This window comes from Bradyrhizobium sp. 521_C7_N1_3 (assembly GCF_052075975.1).
GTDB classification, from domain to species: domain Bacteria; phylum Pseudomonadota; class Alphaproteobacteria; order Rhizobiales; family Xanthobacteraceae; genus Bradyrhizobium; species Bradyrhizobium japonicum.
Genome location: NZ_CP197232.1, coordinates 1,960,392 through 1,980,869, shown reverse-complemented (window position 1 = coordinate 1,980,869; position 20,478 = coordinate 1,960,392). Strand labels below are relative to the sequence as shown.

15 protein-coding genes and 3 pseudogenes are annotated in these 20,478 nt (G+C 57.4%); 7 read left to right on the top strand and 11 right to left on the bottom strand.

Features of this window, described 5'->3' with window-relative positions; genetic code table 11:
- Positions 1-33 precede the first annotated feature (33 nt).
- The 3 genes from AB7008_RS09020 to AB7008_RS09010 are packed head-to-tail and all read right to left on the bottom strand — an operon-like array spanning position 34 to position 2,434.
- A complete protein-coding gene (locus tag AB7008_RS09020; RefSeq protein WP_441258691.1) occupies positions 34-1,869 on the bottom strand; it encodes a carbamoyltransferase family protein in 1,836 nt (611 codons plus the stop codon).
- Between the two features lie 3 nt (positions 1,870-1,872).
- Positions 1,873-2,025: a DUF5989 family protein gene (locus AB7008_RS09015; RefSeq protein WP_441258690.1), complete on the bottom strand. Its 153-nt coding sequence runs from the start codon at positions 2,023-2,025 to the stop codon at positions 1,873-1,875.
- A 7-nt stretch (positions 2,026-2,032) separates the two neighbouring features.
- Positions 2,033-2,434: an SxtJ family membrane protein gene (locus AB7008_RS09010; RefSeq protein WP_441258689.1), complete on the bottom strand. Its 402-nt coding sequence runs from the start codon at positions 2,432-2,434 to the stop codon at positions 2,033-2,035.
- Between the two features lie 377 nt (positions 2,435-2,811).
- On the opposite strand from AB7008_RS09010, the pseudogene AB7008_RS09005 reads away from it, so the two are divergent.
- Positions 2,812-2,877, top strand: a pseudogene (locus AB7008_RS09005) (transposase); the annotation flags it as partial.
- Between the two features lie 134 nt (positions 2,878-3,011).
- Positions 3,012-4,035 (top strand): annotated as a pseudogene (gene tnpC, locus AB7008_RS09000) (IS66 family transposase); the annotation flags it as partial.
- Positions 4,036-4,080: 45 nt separating this feature from the next.
- Here tnpC and AB7008_RS08995 read toward each other — a convergent pair.
- Both AB7008_RS08995 and AB7008_RS08990 read right to left on the bottom strand, forming a co-directional pair.
- Positions 4,081-4,338, bottom strand: coding sequence for a transposase (locus AB7008_RS08995; protein WP_441258688.1), 258 nt, complete (start codon positions 4,336-4,338; stop codon positions 4,081-4,083).
- 1,181 nt (positions 4,339-5,519) lie between these two features.
- Positions 5,520-5,759, bottom strand: coding sequence for a hypothetical protein (locus AB7008_RS08990; protein ID WP_441258687.1), 240 nt, complete (start codon positions 5,757-5,759; stop codon positions 5,520-5,522).
- Between the two features lie 808 nt (positions 5,760-6,567).
- Between AB7008_RS08990 and AB7008_RS08985 the strand changes: the two genes are divergently transcribed.
- Positions 6,568-7,047: an Lrp/AsnC family transcriptional regulator gene (locus tag AB7008_RS08985; RefSeq protein WP_441258686.1), complete on the top strand. Its 480-nt coding sequence runs from the start codon at positions 6,568-6,570 to the stop codon at positions 7,045-7,047.
- A gap of 178 nt (positions 7,048-7,225) precedes the next feature.
- Here AB7008_RS08985 and AB7008_RS08980 read toward each other — a convergent pair whose 3' ends face one another.
- Both AB7008_RS08980 and AB7008_RS08975 read right to left on the bottom strand, forming a co-directional pair.
- Positions 7,226-7,540, bottom strand: a complete 315-nt coding sequence (locus tag AB7008_RS08980; protein ID WP_441258685.1) for a CmcJ/NvfI family oxidoreductase — start codon at positions 7,538-7,540, stop codon at positions 7,226-7,228.
- 2,418 nt (positions 7,541-9,958) lie between these two features.
- Positions 9,959-10,193: pseudogene (locus tag AB7008_RS08975) on the bottom strand (ATP-binding protein); the annotation flags it as partial.
- A gap of 863 nt (positions 10,194-11,056) precedes the next feature.
- Between AB7008_RS08975 and AB7008_RS08970 the strand changes: the two are divergent.
- From AB7008_RS08970 to AB7008_RS08955, 4 genes are all read left to right on the top strand, one after another.
- Entirely contained in the window at positions 11,057-12,742 is a 1,686-nt protein-coding gene (locus AB7008_RS08970) for an MFS transporter (RefSeq protein WP_441258684.1), read from the top strand.
- A 681-nt stretch (positions 12,743-13,423) separates the two neighbouring features.
- A complete protein-coding gene (locus tag AB7008_RS08965; RefSeq protein WP_441258683.1) occupies positions 13,424-14,767 on the top strand; it encodes an acyclic terpene utilization AtuA family protein in 1,344 nt (447 codons plus the stop codon).
- Position 14,768: 1 nt separating this feature from the next.
- A complete protein-coding gene (locus AB7008_RS08960; RefSeq protein WP_441258682.1) occupies positions 14,769-15,095 on the top strand; it encodes an AtuA-related protein in 327 nt (108 codons plus the stop codon).
- 213 nt (positions 15,096-15,308) lie between these two features.
- Complete coding sequence (locus AB7008_RS08955) at positions 15,309-16,547, top strand: M24 family metallopeptidase (protein ID WP_441258681.1); 1,239 nt, start codon at positions 15,309-15,311, stop codon at positions 16,545-16,547.
- Between the two features lie 783 nt (positions 16,548-17,330).
- Here AB7008_RS08955 and ehuD read toward each other — a convergent pair.
- The 4 genes from ehuD to ehuB all read right to left on the bottom strand — a co-directional run bounded on the left by ehuD (position 17,331) and on the right by ehuB (position 20,423).
- Positions 17,331-17,990, bottom strand: coding sequence for an ectoine/hydroxyectoine ABC transporter permease subunit EhuD (gene ehuD, locus AB7008_RS08950; RefSeq protein WP_441258680.1), 660 nt, complete (start codon positions 17,988-17,990; stop codon positions 17,331-17,333).
- 7 nt (positions 17,991-17,997) lie between these two features.
- Positions 17,998-18,648, bottom strand: coding sequence for an ectoine/hydroxyectoine ABC transporter permease subunit EhuC (ehuC, locus tag AB7008_RS08945; protein WP_441258679.1), 651 nt, complete (start codon positions 18,646-18,648; stop codon positions 17,998-18,000).
- 28 nt (positions 18,649-18,676) lie between these two features.
- Complete coding sequence (gene ehuA, locus AB7008_RS08940; protein ID WP_441258678.1) at positions 18,677-19,462, bottom strand: ectoine/hydroxyectoine ABC transporter ATP-binding protein EhuA; 786 nt, start codon at positions 19,460-19,462, stop codon at positions 18,677-18,679.
- A 94-nt stretch (positions 19,463-19,556) separates the two neighbouring features.
- Entirely contained in the window at positions 19,557-20,423 is an 867-nt protein-coding gene (gene ehuB, locus AB7008_RS08935; RefSeq protein ID WP_441258677.1) for an ectoine/hydroxyectoine ABC transporter substrate-binding protein EhuB, read from the bottom strand.
- Between the last annotated feature and the right edge of the window lie 55 nt (positions 20,424-20,478).

Sequence of the window (20,478 nt, the reverse complement as noted above, 5' to 3'; positions counted from 1 at the left end):
GCGAGGCGCACACAGTTTTGGACGCCTCACTTTCTAATCGGGTTCATAGGAACTACGATAGTCCTTCACCAGCGCTCTGCTCTGTTCTTCCTTGCGTAAGAGCGAATTGCCGACGGCCAGCAGCTCAATCTCCGTTCCCATGAAGCAGCGGAACGCATCCTCTGGAGTGCAGACGATCGGTTCACCTCGCACGTTGAACGAGGTATTCACGAGAACGGGACACCCGGTTAGCTCCTTGAATTTCGATATCAATCTATGAAACCGCGGATTAGTCGTGTGATGCACAGTCTGCACGCGCGCGGAGTAGTCCACGTGTGTGACGGCTGGAATTTCCGAACGCGCGACGTTCAGTTTATCGATGCCGAAGAGCTGCTTTTCCTTTTCTGACATCGGCAATTGCTTCCTGCTCGTCACGTCCGCCACAAGGAGCATGTATGGGCTGTCGGACTCCAGCTGAAACCACTCCGATACGTCCTCTCGCAGAACACTCGGCGCGAATGGACGGAAAGACTCGCGATATTTCACCTTGAGATTTAGCTGCTTCTGGACAGTTGGTGAGCGGGGGTCAGCGATGATGGAGCGACCGCCGAGCGCTCGCGGGCCAAACTCCATCCGACCCTGCATCCAACCAACCGCCTTACCGTCAACGAGAGCATGTGCGACATTGTCAATCAGTGCTTCGTCGGCTTCGATCGTGAATACCGCGCCGGCCCTTCCTAGGCTCTCTTCGATTTCGCACTGGCTGAACTCTGGCCCGAGATACGCGCCGTTCATGCTGTCGCCCGAATGGATGCTCCTGGGCTTTTCAAGCATGAGATGGTAGGCAGCGAGTGCTGCGCCCACTGCGCCGCCGGCGTCGCCGGCAGCCGGCTGAATCCAGATGTTATCGAAGAGCTCTTCGCGCAGGAGCTTTCCGTTTGCAACACAATTCAGTGCTACTCCTCCTGCGAGGCAGAGATTTCTCTGCCCCGTTGTGGTCCGGATTTCCCTTGCAAGCTTTAGGACAACCTCCTCGGTAATCGCCTGAATGGAGGCCGCCAGATCCATCTCCCTCTGCGTCAATCTAGCTTCCGGTCGTCTGGCCGGGCCACCAAACAGCTTATCGAACCGACCATTGGTCATCCTTAGTCCGGCACAATAATCAAAGAAGCTCATGTCCAGATGGAATGACCCGTCCTCTTTGATGTTGATCAGGTGCTCTTTTATCAGATGCACGTACTTGGGCTCGCCATAGGGCGCCAGTCCCATTACCTTGTACTCACCGGAGTTCACCTTGAACCCGGTGTAGTAGGTGAACGCTGAGTACAGCAGACCAATTGAATGCGGAAAGTGGATCTCCCTGTAGACCGATAGTTCCCTTCCCTTACCGATTGCAAGTGAGGTTGTCGCCCACTCCCCTACTCCATCCATCGTCAACACTGCGGCTTCGTGAAACGGCGAAGGGAAGAACGCCGACGCGGCGTGACTGAGATGGTGCTCTGAAAAGCGAAGTCGATTTGACCAATCAGTATCACACCCAAGATGTTCGTTCAGCGCTTCCGAAATCAGCCTTCTTTGAAACAGCTTGTCCTTTAACCAAACCGGCATCGACGTTGCGAAGCTCTTAAATCCCTTTGGCGCGAAAGCTAGATAGGTTTCAAAGATCCGCTCGAATTTGCTAAAGGGTTTGTCGTAGAAGACGACATAGTCGACGTCGGCTGGACATAGCCCTCGGGCGCTGAGACAGTAACGAGCTGCATAGGCAGGAAAGCCTGGATCGTGTTTTTTCCGCGTAAAGCGTTCTTCTTGCGCGGCAGCTACCAGTTCGCCGTCTGAAACGAGACAAGCGGCAGAGTCATGGTAGTAAGCTGAGATGCCCAGGATATTCATCGGTCAAAACAGCGCGTAAACAAACGGCGAAATGACAGAGCCTTGTGCCAGAACGAGCAGAGCGGCTATGACAACCATGAGAGCAACTAGAGGTGCGAGCCACATCTTTTTGCGAACTCGCATGAAAGCCCAGAGTTCCGTGATGAAGAGATACATCTGCGCCTCAGAACTGGTTTGTGAAAGACTGACCTGTCGGACATGGCGGGCTGCGAATGATCCAGTAGCTCGCGACCTGTCGTCGCTTCAAATGAAGCTCGTCGCGCCCGAGCAAGCGAGCGACGAAGGCAATCGGTGCTAGAAGCCCGAAATAAATGATACCCAGAACCAGCGGGCTCACTATCCGTCCTAGCAACTCGCCGAAGTAGAACCAGAGTAGGTTGAGCGGCGCGAGAATTCGCGGAACGGCCAATGCTATGCCGCCGAATGCGACACTGATCGCAAAGAGCGACACGTAAGCCGCAGCGGGGCGTCCCATGATGGCCGCGTATGCGCCCGACGCCAGAAATACGGCGCAGAATGTGACGCCGAAGCGTCGATTGGACGGCAATTTGGCCGGAACTCTCATGCTATGCCCCCTGCTACAGGTTCGGCGATGACGTCTCCGCAGCGCAGCGCGCTTGCGGATAGCCCTGCATGCGTCGTGCCAAAGGATAAAATCGCGTCAGAACAATACGATCACCCTGGCCGCACGCTCTGTCTCATGTCCAACATGTCGAAGATCCGACAATGAGTGCAGACGTAAAGTAAGCGGCAAAGAGACCCCGTCTGGCGGAGTGGGGAGCGATCGGCTATCGGCTGCGGAGTCTGTGAGCCGATGTGAGCTTCTATGTCTGTACCTAGTTCTGAAACTAGAACCGTCCATATGATCGAAGCGGTCGCCGAGCGTCTTGAGGGGCTCCGCGACAACTTCGCCGACGCTGGTCGGATGAGTTCAAGGCACAAGTGGTGGCAGAGGCGCTGGAGCCCGGCGCGAGTGTATCGGGGATCGCCCATCGGATCGGCATTCACCCGTCGCAGCTCTTCGCCTGGCGTCGCGATGCTCGGGCCGAACGAACTTACCCCTCGCAATCTTCGCGTCGCAAAGCCGCGATGGCGTGCATGTCACTGATCGAGATTGCCATTGGCGAGGTGGTCGTGCGCGCGAAGGAGACGTTCCGACGGAAGCGCTTCTGGCCCAGATCGCGGTCGCCAAATATGCCGACGGCCTGCCGTTCCACCGGCAGCAGGCTATCTACGCCCCGCGACAAGGCCGAGCTCGACCGTCAGCTGATGGCGCAATGGATGGGCAAGCTCGGCTTCGAGCTCGAGATCGTGGCCGACTACGTCTTCAGCGAGGTCAAGAAGGCCGAACGGGTCTTTGCCGACGAAACCACCTTGCCGACGCTCGCTCCGGGCTCCGGATCGACAAAGACGGCCTACTTATGGGCCTATGCCAGGGATGACCGAACGTTTGGCTGTAACGGTCCCCCGATCGTGGCTTATCGTTTTGAAGACAGCCACTCCGGCGAATGCGCGGTCCAGCATCTCAATGGTTATCGTGGCATCCTCCAAGTGGATGGCTATGCCGCCTATAACTAGCTCGCGCGAGATCCCGGCAATGATGGCATCACATTGGCTGGCTGTTGGTCACACAGCAGGCGCAAGTTCTACGAGCTGCGTGTTGCAGGGAGCTCGGAAGTGGCAACGGCGACGGTCGAGCGGATGGCAAGGCTCTGGCAGGTCGATAAATCCGTGCGCGGTCAAAGCCCCGACACCCGCGTTGCCGCGCGCCAGCAAGCCTCCGCGGCGATCGTCGCAGATCTCTTCGATTTCTGGCAGCAGACCTTGCGGCGGGTCTCCGACAAATCAAAACTGGCTGAGGCGATCCGTTATGCCGTCTCGCGCCGTACCATCTTCGAACGCTTCCTGACCCATGGCCGCATCGAGCTCGACTCCAATATCGTCGAAGGTGCCATCAGGCCACAAACAATCACGAGAAAGAATAGCCTCTTCGCTGGCAGCGACGGCGGCGGACGAACCTGGGCGACCATCGCAACGCTGCTGCAGACGGCGAAAATGAGCAACGTCGATCCGTTGGCTTGGCTTGCTCTCGCGCTTCAGCGTATCGCCAACGGCTGGCCGAGCAGCGAAATCGACGCGCTTATGCCATGGAACCACGCCGCCTGACCGCCTCAGCTTGCCGCTTACGGAACACCTTCACACCAGAGGGGTTCATGCCGAACGGACCGCCCGGATCACCCGCTGCAAATGCGCCTCGTCGACATCCACGCCGGCGCGCACGACCACCTCGCCAATGGCAATCTCGATCAGTGACATGCACGCCATCGCGGCTTCGCGACGCGAAGATTGCGAGGGGTAAGTTCGTTCGGCCCGAGCATCGCGACGCCAGGCGAAGAGCTGCGACGGGTGAATGCCGATCCGATGGGCGATCCCCGATACACTCGCGCCGGGCTCCAGCGCCTCTGCCACCACTTGTGCCTTGAACTCATCCGACCAGCGTCGGCGAAGTTGTCGCGGAGCCCCTCAAGACGCTCGGCGACCGCTTCGATCATATGGACGGTTCTAGTTTCAGAACTAGGTACAGACATAGAAGCTCACATCGGCTCACAGACTCCGCAGCCGACAGCCGATCGCTCCCCACTCCGCCAGACGGGGTCTCTTTGCCGCTTACACCTGACGAACGGGAATGCCGAAGTGGCCGCCGCACGCGTCGCGACGTATTTTGCTCGAACCGACCGGACGCCCCTTTCCGATTGCAGCTTCTACCACTACCGAGATCTCGTGTGAGCAAGTAACGCTGCACACAGCGGTTCCCCTTATTGCGCGGATAGGGACCAATTGTCTTGCACAGAGGCGGTTTTCTGAGCAAGCGCTAAAATCCTGCGCTTTGATTCCTGCTGCCGGAAGCTGAGCCGGTCGCCCGAATGCGGCAAGCACTGCGCTGCAGACACCACTCGTGCTCGAGACGGAAGAACTCGCGATTGCGCTACGCGGCGACCTCGCTGCGATCCTGCGGTTTGCGGAAGGCAAGAGGAACCCCGGCTTCCTTTCGGAGGCCGGGACTCTATTTGCTATCTCAAGCATCGGTGGTTGCGGGGAGGCGCAATACCCGATGCTTGCGAGATATCGTCCCAAACGCAAAAGGCTACCCTTCCGGGTCGCCTGGCAACTGGGGTTTGATTGAGCAGGAAATACCGAGGCTGGTTGCATGACCGTAAACTGACCAGCCATTGGCCTCTTATTCTCGGTTCGTGTCGCTAAGCACGGTCGTAATATGCGCAGGCGCATAAGGACGGCGAAGATTGCCTTATAGGCGGTGAAATTATGCGGGATGATGCGTTGCCGCGCATTTCGACGTGGCTTGAAGCAGCAGTCCCGGGAGATCGCCTCGGGAGCCTGTTCCAACGTCGTCCGGCACGGCGACCTAAGTTAGGGGGCGGAGCCTAAGCCTCAGAGCCGTCTAATCAACTTAGCGTTGTGACTCAGGCCGAGATTGTACCCGCGCGCTGCGGCAGCCACAGTCACTCCGGCGCGTCTGTCTTGAACAAATATCCGTACTCTGTGCACGACGATCTGTTGAAGCTGACGGGGTCGGCAAATTGTCAGGAAAGATGACGCCGCAACCGGCTGTTCTGGATCGGTGCTGATGCTTAGGAGCGAGGCGTCATCCAAGATGGAATTGGGTCAAGTGGCGTCCGATAAACTTCGGCATTCTCGTTGCTGGTCACCCGCACCGCACAGCCTTTGAACTTCAACTCCGGATGTACGATAGAAAGCTCGGTCGCCAGCTGCTGCGCCCGATCGGCCGCCAGCTCAATATTTTCAAGGATCAGCCCGCCCTGATTCTTGTACTCCTCGCCAATGACGAGGTCAAAAGAGTAATACGGCATTTCGAAAGTCTCCGACGGCTGGAGCAGTCCTTCGAGCGTATCTCACTGTTGGAGGGCGCCCTCGACCAGAGTTGTTTCGGAGCCGCGCCCAATATGTCGAGATCCCTCTGGTTGTTGAGCGCCGACTATCCCGGTCTGCTACCGCAGTCTATCGAGTCGCTCAGCCGAATTTCTTTAACATCCGAGCCTGCATCGAAGTAAACCTGCTTGAAGGTCCGCGACGGAAAGCTTTTGATGCGACCAATGGCTAGCCAAAACCTCCAATCATCATGAGGCAGGCGAAACCGCAACGCCGGAAAACTGCTGATAAGGCGAAAGATCGTGTTCAGTGAGAGCCAGGGCATGTTCAGGTTGCTAGGCGGTCTTTTGCCGCATGGCTAGCTTTTTCCATCATACCGGGGGCCAGGAGCTGCGTTCGTCGATTCGGAAGCTACATCGCACTCGCGTCTTAAGCTCAATGTGACCAAGCTCTGTGCCTTGTGGTGGGCTGCGTGCGCCTCGAGATGCGCCTCTTGGGGGTGCCTTGCCGCGTGAGCAACAAGTGGAGTTGCTCCGTATGCTCGCTCCTCATTGAGGGCTCGAGACCGAACGCAGCGCTTGAGGTTACTAAAACCACAAGCGCGTCCTCGCGCGTAAAGGCTGGTAACTGCTGATCGCTCCAGAGCTTGATCAGGACGCTCACACAATTGATTGCCATAGCGAGCCGCGATGGTAAGATCGCGCATGTTTTCATCGCATTTGGCGACTGATGAGCTATTTTGCTGCAGGATCGCTCCATTGTGCGCCGGAAGAAGACGGGAGGCCAGCTATGCAACAATATGACCGAATAGATGCCCGTATCCTTGAGGTCATACAAAAGAATAACCGACTAACGTCGGAGGCGCTAGGCGAGGTGGTGGGACTTTCCGCGACCGGCTGTCAACGACGACTGAAGAGGCTTCGTTCGGAAGGAATCATCGAGGCTGATGTCTCGATCGTTTCGCCACGGGCTGTAGGAAGGCCAATCCAAATGCTAGTGCTTGTGATCATGGAGCGCGAGCGTTCAGATATAGTCGACAGGTTCAAAAAGGCCATCAAGTCGTCGGCGGAGGTCGTCAATGGATTTTACGTGACTGGCGAGGCCGACTTTGTCCTATACGTCACAGCACAAAGCATGGAGGACTACGAGGAGTTCACCCGAGTCTTCTTCTATGAAAATCCGGACATCAAGGGATTCAAGACAATGGTTATCATGGACCGGGTAAAAGCGGGCTTTGCGATTCCCATTGAGGCGCCATCCGAAGCTTAAGTCGCCGCCCGCCTATGTCGGCGATCGCGACGCAAGTCTCGCAATGGGTCTCGATCCGTAGGATCGACGGCGCGCCCCCCTCGCACTTGCTGGCCGGATCTAGGGAGCGCCATCTTCCATTAATTGAAGGGGCGGTCTTTGGAGTTGCCGATGCCCTAAGCCGCCGCAGCAGCATCAGTCAAAGGACGACGAAGCGGGCCTCGACGCTCTTGCGCGGCTTTGCATTGGGGTACGCACGACGATTATCAAATGCGGCATGAATGACCTGGGGATAGTTGTCCTCACAGTCATAACCTTTGAACAGAATGAACTCGTCTGAGGTCATTTCCGGGAAGTAGTACCAGCGCTGGCGATCGCTGAAATATGCATGCCATGCCTTATGCATGATGCCGAATTTGCTGTAGTTGATTTGAAGGAGATCATCGTCGAGCATGGAGCTGCCATCGCAAACTGCTAGCGGGAAGGCCTGTGGGGCGCCGACAGAATATGCCACGCCTGGATGATCATCAAACGAGAGTACGAGCGAATGGTGTTGCCCTGAATCTGGTCCTCACGTGCGGCCATCATAGGGCCAGCGATTCGCGAGTAATCAACGTCTGCCCATCCAGCCGCCATGTTCTTTACGAGTGGGCGGAGCCCCTCTTGCGGTGGCAGGGCCTGGCCGGACGTACGAATAATGATGGCGTCCCGTTGGGCACCACCCATGATGGCCGAAATAGTCCATAATGAAGGAAACCATTTCTTCCAGATATACTTATCGCGCAGAGAGTCGGGATCGAACTCGTTCGCCCAGGAGGTCTTGCGCTGAACTAGAGTAAAGCCCTCCCGATGGTGATACCAAGCCTGCCTTGGATTTCGAGCCAGCCGGGCGGTGCCATCGGGAGTGAGCGATGGCTGCCAAGCATTGTACGGTTCTCGACGAAAAGCTGTACCTGAAGGGCCCTACGAGTGTGTCAATGATAGATGAAGGCACGGGCGAACAGGTTCGGCCAGAGCAGCCCGAGGCCGGCTGCCGTCAATGCGAGCATTCTACCTGACACGGGGTCTAGATTGCGCATTATCGTTTTCGGTCGCAATTTGGAAAAAAGAGTGGCAGTCGCTGATCTTCAACCCTGACGATACAGCCCTGACGATACAGCCCTGACAAAACAGTCCCGACACTACTACGCCCATCCGGCGCACCAATCCTGCCGTTGCCGCTAAATCGCGCATTGTTTCGGCGAAATCGCTGGACAGTTCGCCGTCTTGCGGCAAAAGGCAGGATTACAGTGTAAGATCACTGCGGCTGAGGAGTCGACGCTTTGGACCGGCTGAAGAGTTTCAGGTGCGCCACAACGTTGCTTGCCAACGTTAGCGTGCGCAGGCGCTCTGACCCATTTCCGCGACAGAGCTTTCACTAATGCAAGGACCTCTGCCTCTTCTTCTCGCGTTTGTGACCATTTTGATGGCACGTGGTCAGCACCACGATGGCATCGTGCCGCTCCCGACCGCGTCCATACCACCGGTCAACGTGCCCTAGACTTAACGAGCTGTCGGCGTAGCGGCCGCGACAATCAATCGGCACGTCGATAGGGGTGTTTAGCCAGGTGAATACGACGCCACGGAGAGAGTATTGGTTTAGCTAATCCGCGAAAGGAGGATCGTTGATGTCGTCGTGGACAAAGTGGCGCTCCTGGCTGGGCATTTCTCCTGACAGGTCGGCCTCGAGTAAAGAGACCCCGCGCAACACTTACCTTGGAAGCTGGTGGTTGATGCCTGCCGATCCGCCCGGGGTATGTGTCTCCGAGCTCTTATTCAACAGACCCTCGGAAGAGACGACAGATAGTCGCTCTGAAGACATAGGCTGAGAACGCGCTCGCGCGACGGCTGCCCACGGCGATCGGCCGAGAAGTAAGAGATTGCCGGAGTCGATCGTGAGCAAGTTCCCCCGATCTCGATCGGGGGACGTTCGAAGGTGCGAGCCTTCTGACGGCGGCAAGTTCGCGTAGATGCTGTTGGGTATAGTAGATCTCCCTGGGGAAGCCCACAGCGGCCATCCCACAGGGCGTCGGCGCGCTTACGAGTCGCTCATGGGAACGGGTCTTTTTGCTCGATGGCTCGTAATTTTCTAATCATGTAGCATCTTGTGGATTTCGCATCTCGTGTACGCGATCTCAGCAACGATTGCCCAGGTGTCCGCTTTCGTTTTGGGCACGTCTGTGGGCAGCGGATGATGTGACAATCGGCACAATCGCTCAACAGGTCGTCGAGCTCCGCCTCGACCGGGTGCCCAAATCCAAACGTGAGCCCTCAGCCCCTCGTTCGTTTCGACCTGTATGTGCTCTGCGGGTCTGGAGTCGCCGTTGAACCGCGTCACGCGGCCAGTAGATCTCGTATAGCCAAATTAAGTGTGATGAAGACGCCCATGCCGCGATGAGGCGCTTGCCTTTCCATAACGCTTGAATGCCATGCACTGGGTGGATCACGTACGCTGCGTACACTATTCATAAGAGGGCCGCTCCGAGGGAGCGGCCCTGCGAGTCAAGGAGGAAACGTCCCATCAATCTGGGCGTTCGCACGTCTATATCGGAGACTGGCACACACATCCGGGGCTAGATCGGAGGACCTCAGTGGCACCGATCGGCGCTCTGTTCGGCGCGTAATCAAGTCACGCCATGCCCGCGCTCGCCGCCCCTTGATGGTGGGTTCTGTTCGGAAATCCCGAGCGCCGGACTCCTTCGGTTTCGGTTGCGATGCTCAAACCGACGTGGGTTTGGCGGCAGCAGCTCTCAATCGAGGCAGCGAAGCTGGAGCTTTTCTCAGCATAGCCCGTCGCGCCGGACCGGACTGGCTTATGTTGGACTCGACTCTTGGCCGAATCTAATTGCCAGCCTTTCCACTGTCAAAGGCCATGCGGAATTGCCCCTTTGCGTCATGAAGAACTGCCCTCATCCTTGGGTTCAAATGTCGGTTGAAGGTTGGCTCCGCCGCGCTGACGGGACGGAGGAGGCGGAGCCCACCGGAGGGCCGTCAGCGGCGGCCGGCTTGATGCGACCGCTCTTCGCTTGGCGGAGCCGGTAGCTGTCGCCGCGGATGGTCAGCACGTGGCTGTGGTGCAGGAGCCGGTCGAGGATCGCGGTGGCGACCACCGGATCGGAAGACACGGCTCATAGCCGTATGGCGCGCAAAAATATGAGGTCGCGCGCTGCAATCCTGCAGGCTAACCGGAAATGATACCGACGCGAAGTATAGTTGAATCCAAATAGAGGTCAGCCGGCTCGTCGGCATCGCCGGCTTTGCTGCGAGTAGCAGCATGATATCGTTCGTGCTGACCAACTGTGGCACGCGCGAAACATTCGCGATCCCTTCCAGGACGAGGAGCATCTCAAGGCAATATCGGCGCTGCGCTCCGTGCTTAGGACCGTTAAAACGTGAGGTTCTTTGGTAGTGTCAGCGATGCGGTCGCGCAGGACGACCAGCGGAGCACTGGCGCACTCAGCATCAAGAAATGTTTCGAGGATCGAGTGATCGAAAGTGACAGAGCGGGGAGCGTCGATCCCCTCGTCGATCTCACCGCTCCGACCGTCCAGCCCACATTTTCTTAAGACACGGTGCAGCGGTTCGTCCACGAGGCGGTATCTCTGACCAAGGCGCCTCGGGATGCGCTTTTTCAGCGCGCGACTGCACCACAACGCAAAAAACCTGCGCTGTAATGCTGTAGTCTGATTGTTGTTGAGCGCTCAGCGCACCTCAGCGAAGAAGCGAATAACATCGAGTGTGTGATTGTCGAGCTCCGTAGGTTCGCCGGTCGCGAGAAGGCGGGGATAGTCAGTATTCTGCACGCGAAATTGCAGGGTTCGCCTAAGGCGTTTGTTGCTTATAATGTTTCACGGCTGGACGAGTGCCTCTATCATTAAATCGATCCGCATGGCCGGGCTTGACTGGCCGGATGCTTGCCTAGAAGCGGTTCGCCAGCCGCTTCCTTCCGACGAACGGCTGCTCTGTCAAGGGAGGCACGGCAGCGCCTGACATGACCGACGTACAAAAGCTCGAGACGCTTGGCGGCGATGGCATCACAGCGCCGCTTCGCCATGCTACTTTTCGCCGCGTCTGGCTCGCGGGTCTTCTCTCAAATATGGGCGCTCTTATTCGCAGCGTTGGCGCCGCCTGGGCGATGACGCAGATGACGTCGTCGGCCGACATGGTCGCATTGGTTCAGACTGCGCTTACGCTTCCGGTTATGTTTATGGCAATGCCTGCGGGCGCGATCGCCGACATGCACGATCGCCGAATCGTATCCCTTATTTCTCTGGGAATCGCATTCGCCGGTGCCGCTGCGCTGACCACACTTGCTTGGCTCGACATGGTTACGCCGATGCTGTTGCTGGCCTTATGCTTTGTGGTCGGGAGCGGCGTGGCCCTCATGGATCCAACGTGGCAATCGTCGATAAGTGAGCAGGTGCCACCCGACGCGCTGCCTGCTGCCGTTGCACTGAACGGTATGAGTTACAATATCGCGCGCAGCGTCGGACCTGCACTAGGCGGCATCGTCGTTGCGACCGCCGGCGCTGTAGCGTCATTTGCACTGAACGCGCTGCTATATCTTCCGCTCATGGGGGCACTATTTGCATGGAACCGCGTGGCGCAGCCTTCGCGGCTGCCTCGCGAGAAGTTCAACCGCGCCATTATTTCTGGGGTGCGATACATCGCCAATTCCCCCGCCATCAAGATCGTTCTGGTCCGCTCCATGGTGATCGGGCTAATCGGCAGCTCGATAATCGCGTTGATGCCTATTGTTGCGCGAGATCTCCTGCATGGCGCCGCGCAGACCTATGGTCTTCTGCTGAGCGCTTTCGGCGTCGGCGCGGTAATTGGTGCAATCTACATTCCGGAAATGCGCAAGCGGCTAACCGGTGAAGCGGCCGTCCGGGCCTGCTCGCTCTCGATGGGCGGCGCCCTCGTCGCGGCGGCGCTGAGCCAGGACTCGATCTTGACCTCGGTCGCACTGGTCCTGGCGGGGGCCGTGTGGACGATGGCTTGGGTTCTTTTCAACGTCGGTGTGCAGCTATCGGCGCCACGCTGGGTTGCCGGTCGCTCCCTGGCAGCCTATCAGGCGGCCGGATCAGGAGGGGTTGCCATTGGTAGCTGGGGCTGGGGCAGCCTGGCTGATGTCGCCGGTGTGGAAGCGGCGCTTCTGGTGTCCGCCGTCTTAATGCTGCTCTCGCCTTTGCTAGGGCTTTGGCTACCCATGCCGCGCGTTGGTGCGCGGGGTGAAGAGCCGGAACTGCTCGAGGATCCCGACGTGAAATTGCCGCTGACCGGGAGGAGCGGCCCTCTGGTAGTCGAGATCGAATATCGAGTCGCGCAGGAGAATGCGAGGGCGTTTCACAATGCCATGCAGGCCGTCCAGCTGTTCCGACAGCGTAATGGCGCATACGGATGGTCGATCGCGCGCGACATTGCCGATCCGGACTCCTGGACGGAGCGCTTTCACTGCCCCACCTGGTTCGACTACCTGCGCCAGCGTAACCGCGCGACGAGAGCGGAGCGCGCGCTGGAGCGTGAGGCAGCAGCTTTTCACGTCGGTCCCGATCCTGTGCGGGTTCGTCGTATGCTGGAGCGACCGTTCGGATCCGTGCGCTGGAAGGAAGAGATCCCGGATCGCTCGGACAACGATGTCTTGCTGCATGAGAGCAGTCCCGGCAGGAGCCGGTAGCGGCAGCCTTACTGAAAAGCCACCAAATGCGAGACTATCGTTCGACAGGTGTAGTCATTGTCAGAGCGCGCGAAGGCGCGGCCAGCGCCCCACGATCTCTTCTGAGCAATTCGCCTTGGTTTCCCCAACACGCGCTTTGTCGCAGTTCTTACGCGTCCTCAGACCAAGAGCGACAACTTCGTGCGTGGAACCCACGAGATGCTAGGAGCCGAGTAACGTGGGACGTTCAACTGTCAGCGTGGAATGGCGGGGTTGTCCAGCGGTTCTCCGGGTGCGGCAGACTTAGAATGAAATCGGGTGCTGCATTCCTTCTTCTTGTTATCTTCATTGTACCTGCGACCGCTCAGAAGGCGCTCAGAGTCCTACTTTTCAAAGCAGCTCGCAAAATCAGGTTGAGTTCACAAACATGCGAGCGGTAGCATGATGGCAAAATAGCAGGTACCGCTTTGAGAAATGGGTGCCCGTGCATCTCCAGACGGGCTTGATCAAGGGCGGCCGCCCTCCGGGAGGATTCGACTTGTGCTCAGCTAGACACTCGACACTGCTGCCACGAGGTTTCGAACTTCCAGATCGAGTGCGCGAGAGCGGGGTCAATAGGCGACGGAATGGTCACGGAGATCACGGTCAACTCGGAACTCGTTCGAAGCTACTGTGGATCAAAGCTACGCTGAAAGGACCCCCATGAAGACTATTCGCCTGGGCTGTGGAGCCGGCTTTTCGGGGGACCGAATCGAGCCGGCCATCGAGCTCGCAGAGCATGGCAAGCTGGACTATTTGATCTTCGAGTGCCTCGCAGAGCGAACAATAGCGCTGGCTCAGCAGGCACGTCTGAAGGATGCGTCGGCGGGTTACGATCCGCTGCTGCAGGCACGCTTCAAAGCGGTGTTGCCCGCTGCGGTCAGGCAGGGCACAAAGATCATAACCAACATGGGAGCCGCCAATCCTGCAAGCGCAGCGCGTAAAGTTGTGGCGCTTGCGAAGGACTTAGGTCTAGCCGAGCTCAAGATCGCTGCCGTTGAGGGAGATGATGTCCTTAAACGCATCATAGGCAGGCAGTTTCCGTTGGTCGATGGTCAAGGCCATCTTTCTGATATCGCCGATCGCGTCGTATCGGCCAATGCATATGTTGGGGCGGCGCCGATCGTAGAGGCGCTGGCGAAGGGCGCGAACGTCGTGATCACCGGCCGGACCAGCGATACGTCTCTTTTTGTGGGTCCGTTGCTGCACGAATTCGGCTGGAGCATGGATGATTGGGATCGCCTTGGACAGGCCACTTTGATAGGACACCTACTCGAGTGCGCCGGACAAGTGACCGGGGGCTATTTTGCCGATCCTGGATATAAGGACGTACGCAACCTTGCACGCATAGGTTTTCCTCTTGCGGAAGTCAGCAAGGACGGCTCCGCGATCATCACGAAGGTCGAGGGCAGTGGTGGCGAGATCAGTCTGAGGACGTGCAAGGAGCAGTTGCTTTATGAAGTGCACGATCCCTCGCGCTATTTCCAACCTGATGTTGTCGCAGACTTCAGCAAGGTGAAGTTGGAGGAAGTTGGCCGTGATCGCGTTGCCGTCACCGGTGGTAAGGGGCATCCGAAAACAGATACCCTGAAAGTGACAGTGGGGTACCGGGACGGCTTCATTGGTGAGGGCCAGATCTCCTATGCTGGACCGGGCGCAAGGGCGCGCGCAGAGCTCGCGCTGGAGATCGTCGAAGAGCGCTTGAAGATTGTCGGGGTGCACGTCGACGAGCTTCGATTGGAGATGATTGGTGTCAATGCCGTTCATCGAGGCGCTTTCCGTGGCGAGCCTCTTATCGAGCCGCCTGACGTGCGCATCAGAGTGGCGGGACGGACGCAGTCCATTGAAGAGGCGATCCTTATCGGAAACGAAGTGGACTCGCTGTGGCTTAATGGACCAGCCGGAGGTGGCGGTGCGACCAAATCCGCAAATGAGGTTATTGCAGCCGCGTCGATCCTTGTGCCGCGTAACCTGGTGCAGCCAAGCATCACTTATGAGGTTGTGTAAAATGAAGTTGCGGGAACTCGCCCATGCCAGAGCAGGCGACAAGGGCAACATATCCAACATCTCGGTTATCGCTTTTGAAGCGGGTGACTACGCCTTTCTTCTCGAACACGTCACCGCGGAAAGGGTGAAACTCCATTTTTCCGACATCGTAGCCGGCAAAGCTGAGCGCTATGAATTGCCCGCGCTCGGAGCAGTGAATTTCGTGCTGCACGATGCACTCGGCGGGGGAGTTACACGTTCACTGTCTCTCGACGCGCACGGAAAGTCGCTATCATCATCCTTGCTGGAACTCGAACTGCCAGAGCACCATCGTCCCCCGAATCGATAGGGTTTCGATGCAGGTGACCGGACAGCCAGCGCCCCCTCTTTCGGACCTTCGTCGTTCTGCATATGTACGACGTTGCGCGGGGTACCGCGGGTTCTCATCATGAGGGGCTTGGCCCGCAGTATTTCTGCACAACATATGTGTACTCGCAGTACATCTTCATACAATGGGCCATTCTCAGGGGAAACGAATGCAAAACACGGGATAAGGCTTTAATTGCAGATCTGCGTTTGGGACTTCACAGCGGCGGTGCCGCACCAGAGAGGGGCAATCGAATTGAACCGAGAATTGCATTTCGCGAAGATTGAATTCGCCGCTCGCCTGGATGCGGTGAAACGGGAAATGGGCAAGAGGGGTATCGATGTCTTGCTCATCTCTGAACCGCCTAACATGAACTATCTGACGGGCTACGATGCGTATTCCTACTACGTCCCGCAGTTCGTCATCGTGTCTTTGAAGAGAGAGCAGCCCATTTGGATCGGCCGTTTCATGGACCGCGTTTCTGCGGTTATGACGACTTACCTCGATGAGGATAATATTCGGGCTTATGAGGACAAGTACGTCCATTCCGCGAGCTTCTCCGCGTACGACGTTATCGCTGAGACAGTCAAGGAAGTTGGCGGTGAGAAAGGGCGTATCGGCGCGGAAATGGGCGGATACTACTATTCCGCGCGCGCACACGCCGATTTTGCGCGTGCGCTCCCCTCCGCGCAATTCATCGATGCGGATCTGCTCGTCAACTGGATCCGCGCTGTAAAGAGCCCGGCCGAAATCGCGCTCATGCGTCAAGCGGGAAAGATCGCCGACGCCATGATGGCCAAGGCGATTGACGCGGTTGCGCCAGGCGTTCGCGAATGCGACATCGCGGCTGCTGTCTATTATCAGATGGCGGCTGGTACGCCTGAATTCGGCGGATCCTACGGCTGCGCCCCGCCGATGCTTTGCGTGGCCGAGCGGGCCATTGCGCCGCATGCTGCGTGGACGGACAAGCCACTTCCGGAGTCAACAACGCTCAATCTTGAGCTGTTCGGAAACCGGTTGCGCTATCAGGTTAACCTCAGCCGCTCGATCTCGGTCGGCAAACCGAAGCCCGGGTTCCAGAACCTATCCGAAATCGCTGTCGAAGCGATGAACGCTGCCCTCGATTATGTTGAGCCTGGCCGGAAATGCTCAGACGTGGCCGAGGTATTCCGCCGATCGCTAGCTCGGCATGGTCTCGAAAAGGAAGCGAGACTCGGCTATTCGATCGGTTTGGGCTATCCGCCAGGCGCAGTGGAGCGCACCGCCAGTCTGCGGAAGGGCGATGACACAATTCTCCGCCCTGGCATGTGCTTTCATATGATGCCAGGACTTTGGCTGGATGACGTTGGCATCGCAATTACTCAGTCGTTTACGGTGACCGACAAGGGCCACGAGCCGTTGTCATCGACGCCGCGCAAGCTGTTCGTCAAATAGGCTGAAGCTCGGCAGAATGCCGGCCGTAGATTGTGCTACGGCCGGTTTCAGTTGGGTGACCGCCCACTGTTCGGGCGACGACGTCAAGACGTCCTGAAGAGCTATTGTGTCCGCCATGTTAGCCAACCTTGCTCAAGGTGGTCTGCGTTGATCTTCCCGTCTGCGCGCTTGGCCACGAGCCAGATCCAGTCATCAATGATGGCCTTCGAAGCGTTTTCCGGATTCACGGCGAGAAGCTGAGTCAAGTCGACCGGGAGGTGTTTCAGCTGGCTTACATTTGGGCCAGGAAAGTCCGTGGCTCGTGAAGGACGAAGATCAGGGCGGAGCCCGGGGAAATTCTACGTGTGTAGCCGTCGCCCTTGAAGCCCGCGAGATGACCGAACGGCTCGGCGGCCGGGTGCTTAGACATACGCGATGCCTAAAGCATCGACGCGATGCAGGACCTCGTCGGCGGCATCGCCCCAGAGCTGATCTTGGCGCGCCCTCACCGGAATCGAGCACGACCGGCCTCCCCTCGATGATGCGGGCTTGTGGGCGAGAACCACGCCGCCCCGTCTCAGTCATCATTTACAGCCAAGGCAGCGATACGTGCGATTCAACCGTAGAGTCAAAGATAACCCCCTCAGGAAAATGCTGAGCCTCACCTATCCGAAGCGCCGGGAGAACAGGGCCAAAAGCTTTCCATAATGCATCATAACCGACGGAATGTCAGAAGACGCCTCTGACCTCACGTGGGCAAGTCCCAATCAGAGCAAGCTGGAGCTCTAGGCCCGACGAGTGCTGCTATGCGGCATAGCGATTGAATCTCTTCTCCAGCAGTTTAATTCCTGCCGCAGAAGTCAGGCTTGCAGCCAGATATCCGAGCGCAACGATCGTGATCGGCTCGAGGTAGCGATAATTGTAGTCCGCCTCAGCCATAGCAGAACCCATGAATTCAAGAACTGTGATGGCCGAAAGAAGCGCGCTTTCCTTGAACATGGCGATCAGATAATTGCCGAGCGGAGCAATCATCGGAGGAATTGCTTGCGGGAGTATGACGTGTATCCACGCTTGTGCACGCGTGAGGTTGCATGCCTTTGCTGCTTCCCACTGGCCAACGGATACGTTGTCGACGCCGGCCCGGTAAACCTCGGAAATATAAGCCGCATTGTGCATGGCAAGGCCGATGATCCCCGCTGTCAACGGTGAGAGCAGGACTCCAAGATCAGGCAGCACGTAGAACAAAAAGTACAGCTGAACCAGCAGTGGTGTGCGTCTGATGCCTTCCGAAAGAAGCTGCACGCTGTTTCCCACCGACTTGACGGAAGACGTCCTGGCCAAGGTAAAGATCAACCCTAGCGCGAGAGCGGCGGCATAGGAGACGAGCGTGACGAGAATCGTCACTCTAAACCCGTGGACGAGGTTGGGTGCGATTTCAGCGACGAATTTCCAGCTCCAATTCATCTCTGCCTCATGCCCCCACTTTGATAATTCCGCGACCGAACGAGCGTTCTAGCCAACGGACCACGGCCATAATCAGCGAGGCGATGGCCAGATAGCTGATCAAGATCAGTATGAAGGGAAATGCGGTTTCTCCCGTGTGCGCTCGCACGGTCTGTGCTTGAAACGTAAGCTCAGGGACCGAAATTAACGAGGCAGCGGCCGTGCCTTTCATAATTTCTATCGCGATGTTGCCGAAGCTCGGCAACATAATCACAAAGGCTTGCGGCAAGATGATCCAGCGCATCGTTTGCCAACGTGTCAAATTCACCGCAATCGAGGCTTCTCGTTGATCTCGCCCGACGGCTAAAATGGCGGACCGGACGACTTCGGCCGCATAGGCACCGCCATTGAAGCCAAGGGCCAGGGTGCCAGCGACGATAGGGCTAAGTTTCAGACCAAGAAGAGGGAGAACATAGTAAGCGACGAACAATTGTACAAAAACGGATGTGCCGCGAAATACCTCAACGTAGATGCGAGAACAGGCGCGTACCAAGAACCGCTTGGATAGCAACGCGATACCGGAAGCAAACGAGACAAACAGTGCGAGCGCGCAGCTCAAGAGTGTGATCGAAATAGTCGATCCCGCTCCCTTCAGGATGAACCACCAGTACTCTGTCATCGCCTTGCCCCCATCATCTTTGCGATGCTCATACCCTCTGCCCGGCAGCGATGACCTTCTTCAAGAAGCTCTTGGTCCGATCGTGATGAGGGTTGTGAAAAATGGTCGCGGGAGGGGCATCCTCAATAATGTTGCCTTGCTCAAAGAAAAGCACGCGGTCGGCGAAGTCCTTAGCAAAGCTCATCTCGTGCGTGACTAGCAGCATTGTCATGTCAGTCTCGTTGCGAAGTGCCGAAATAACGGCGAGCACCTCCTCCACGAGCTCTGGGTCGAGGGCCGAGGTGATTTCGTCAAGAAGCAGAATCTTTGGTTGCAACGCTAATGCCCTGGCGATCGCCACGCGCTGTTTCTGTCCGCCGGACAGCCGCGCTGGATACTCATCAGCTTTGCTAGACAGCCCGACTTTCTCCAGCAGTTGCAAAGCGCGTTCCGACGCTTCTCTTTTCGAGAGTTGACGGGTCAGGACGGGCGCTAGCGCAATATTTTCCAGTGCGGTTTTGTGAGGGAAAAGATTGAAGTGTTGGAAAACCATGCCAATGTTGGCACGGATCTTCCGGACGTACCCCTCGGAGGCAGGGACTACTTTCCCACTTCGCTCCTCATAGATCATGGACTGCCCATCGATCAGGACATCGCCGCCGGTGATGCCCTCAAGCGTCATCAATATTCGAAGAATGGTCGTCTTACCGGAGCCGGACGGACCAATCAGTGCCAGGTGCTGACCGGGCGCGACGCGGAACGATAGCTGCTCGAGAACCTTGAGGGATCCAAAGCGTTTGTCGACGTTCCGAAATTCAATCATTGGCTTTAGCAAATGGCTTTCCCGACATGGCTTGCGGTGCAGACTTATCTGTGTGTTGGGCTTTGGCGTGGGTGGCATAAGGGACCCACGCCAATGCCGGGCCCCCTCATCTTCCGCAGATCGCTGCCGTTGACGGAGCGTTCTTGATGAGGGGCACTCTTGGCCCCATACCATAGCTGACCAGGATCTTGTCGAATTCCCCGCTCTCCCTCAGCTTCTTCAAGCCGCTATTATAAGCATCCCTTAGTGCGGTATCGTCCTTCCTGAAGGCGGCAGCCGCGCAGAAGACCTCGACATCTTTTAAGGGAACAACGATCTGGAGCGACGGATTGGCTGAGAGTTGTTTCATCTTCTCCAGCGAGTAATCGGCGAGCGCGATTGCGTCAATTCGCCCGTCAGCAAGCATCTTGATCGCGCTGGCTTGGTCAGGAAATACGACTGCATTCTCCCGCTTAACACCCCGAGCAAGTGCATCCTTCTCCTGCAACCCGCCGGCAATGACTCCGATTTTCACGCCAAGTTCGCCGGCTTTGGCGTAGCTGTCGAACTCTCCGGCCATCTCCGGCCGCACAAGAAGGCCGGTCGAACCGCAAGTCACGGGCTCGGAGAAAATGACCTGTTCGCAGCGCTCCGGACGGATAGCAAGCCCACCGGAAGAGACCATCTTGACGCGGCTGGCCTGCAGTGCCGGAATCATCGCTCCGTATTTCATCACTTCGCCCTTGAATTGGGTGAAGCCGGCCTCTTTGAGTATCGCGATATCGACGTCTGGGCCAGACCCGGTAAGTGTGCCGTCGGGCTTGAGCTCGGTAAATGGCGGCTCATTCGCTATAGCAATTGAGACCGGCTCGTTTGTGTTGAGCTGCTGCGCATAAGCGCTACTGAAGCTCGCGACCAGGAGGGCAGCTGCAATGGGAGCGTTGCGCAAGGATGTGAAACTTAGTGGGTGAGAAGAAGCGCGAATGTTGAACATGATGCCTGTTACTCCTTTTGGAAGTGCCGTTGGCGAGAATATCGCATCAATTGTC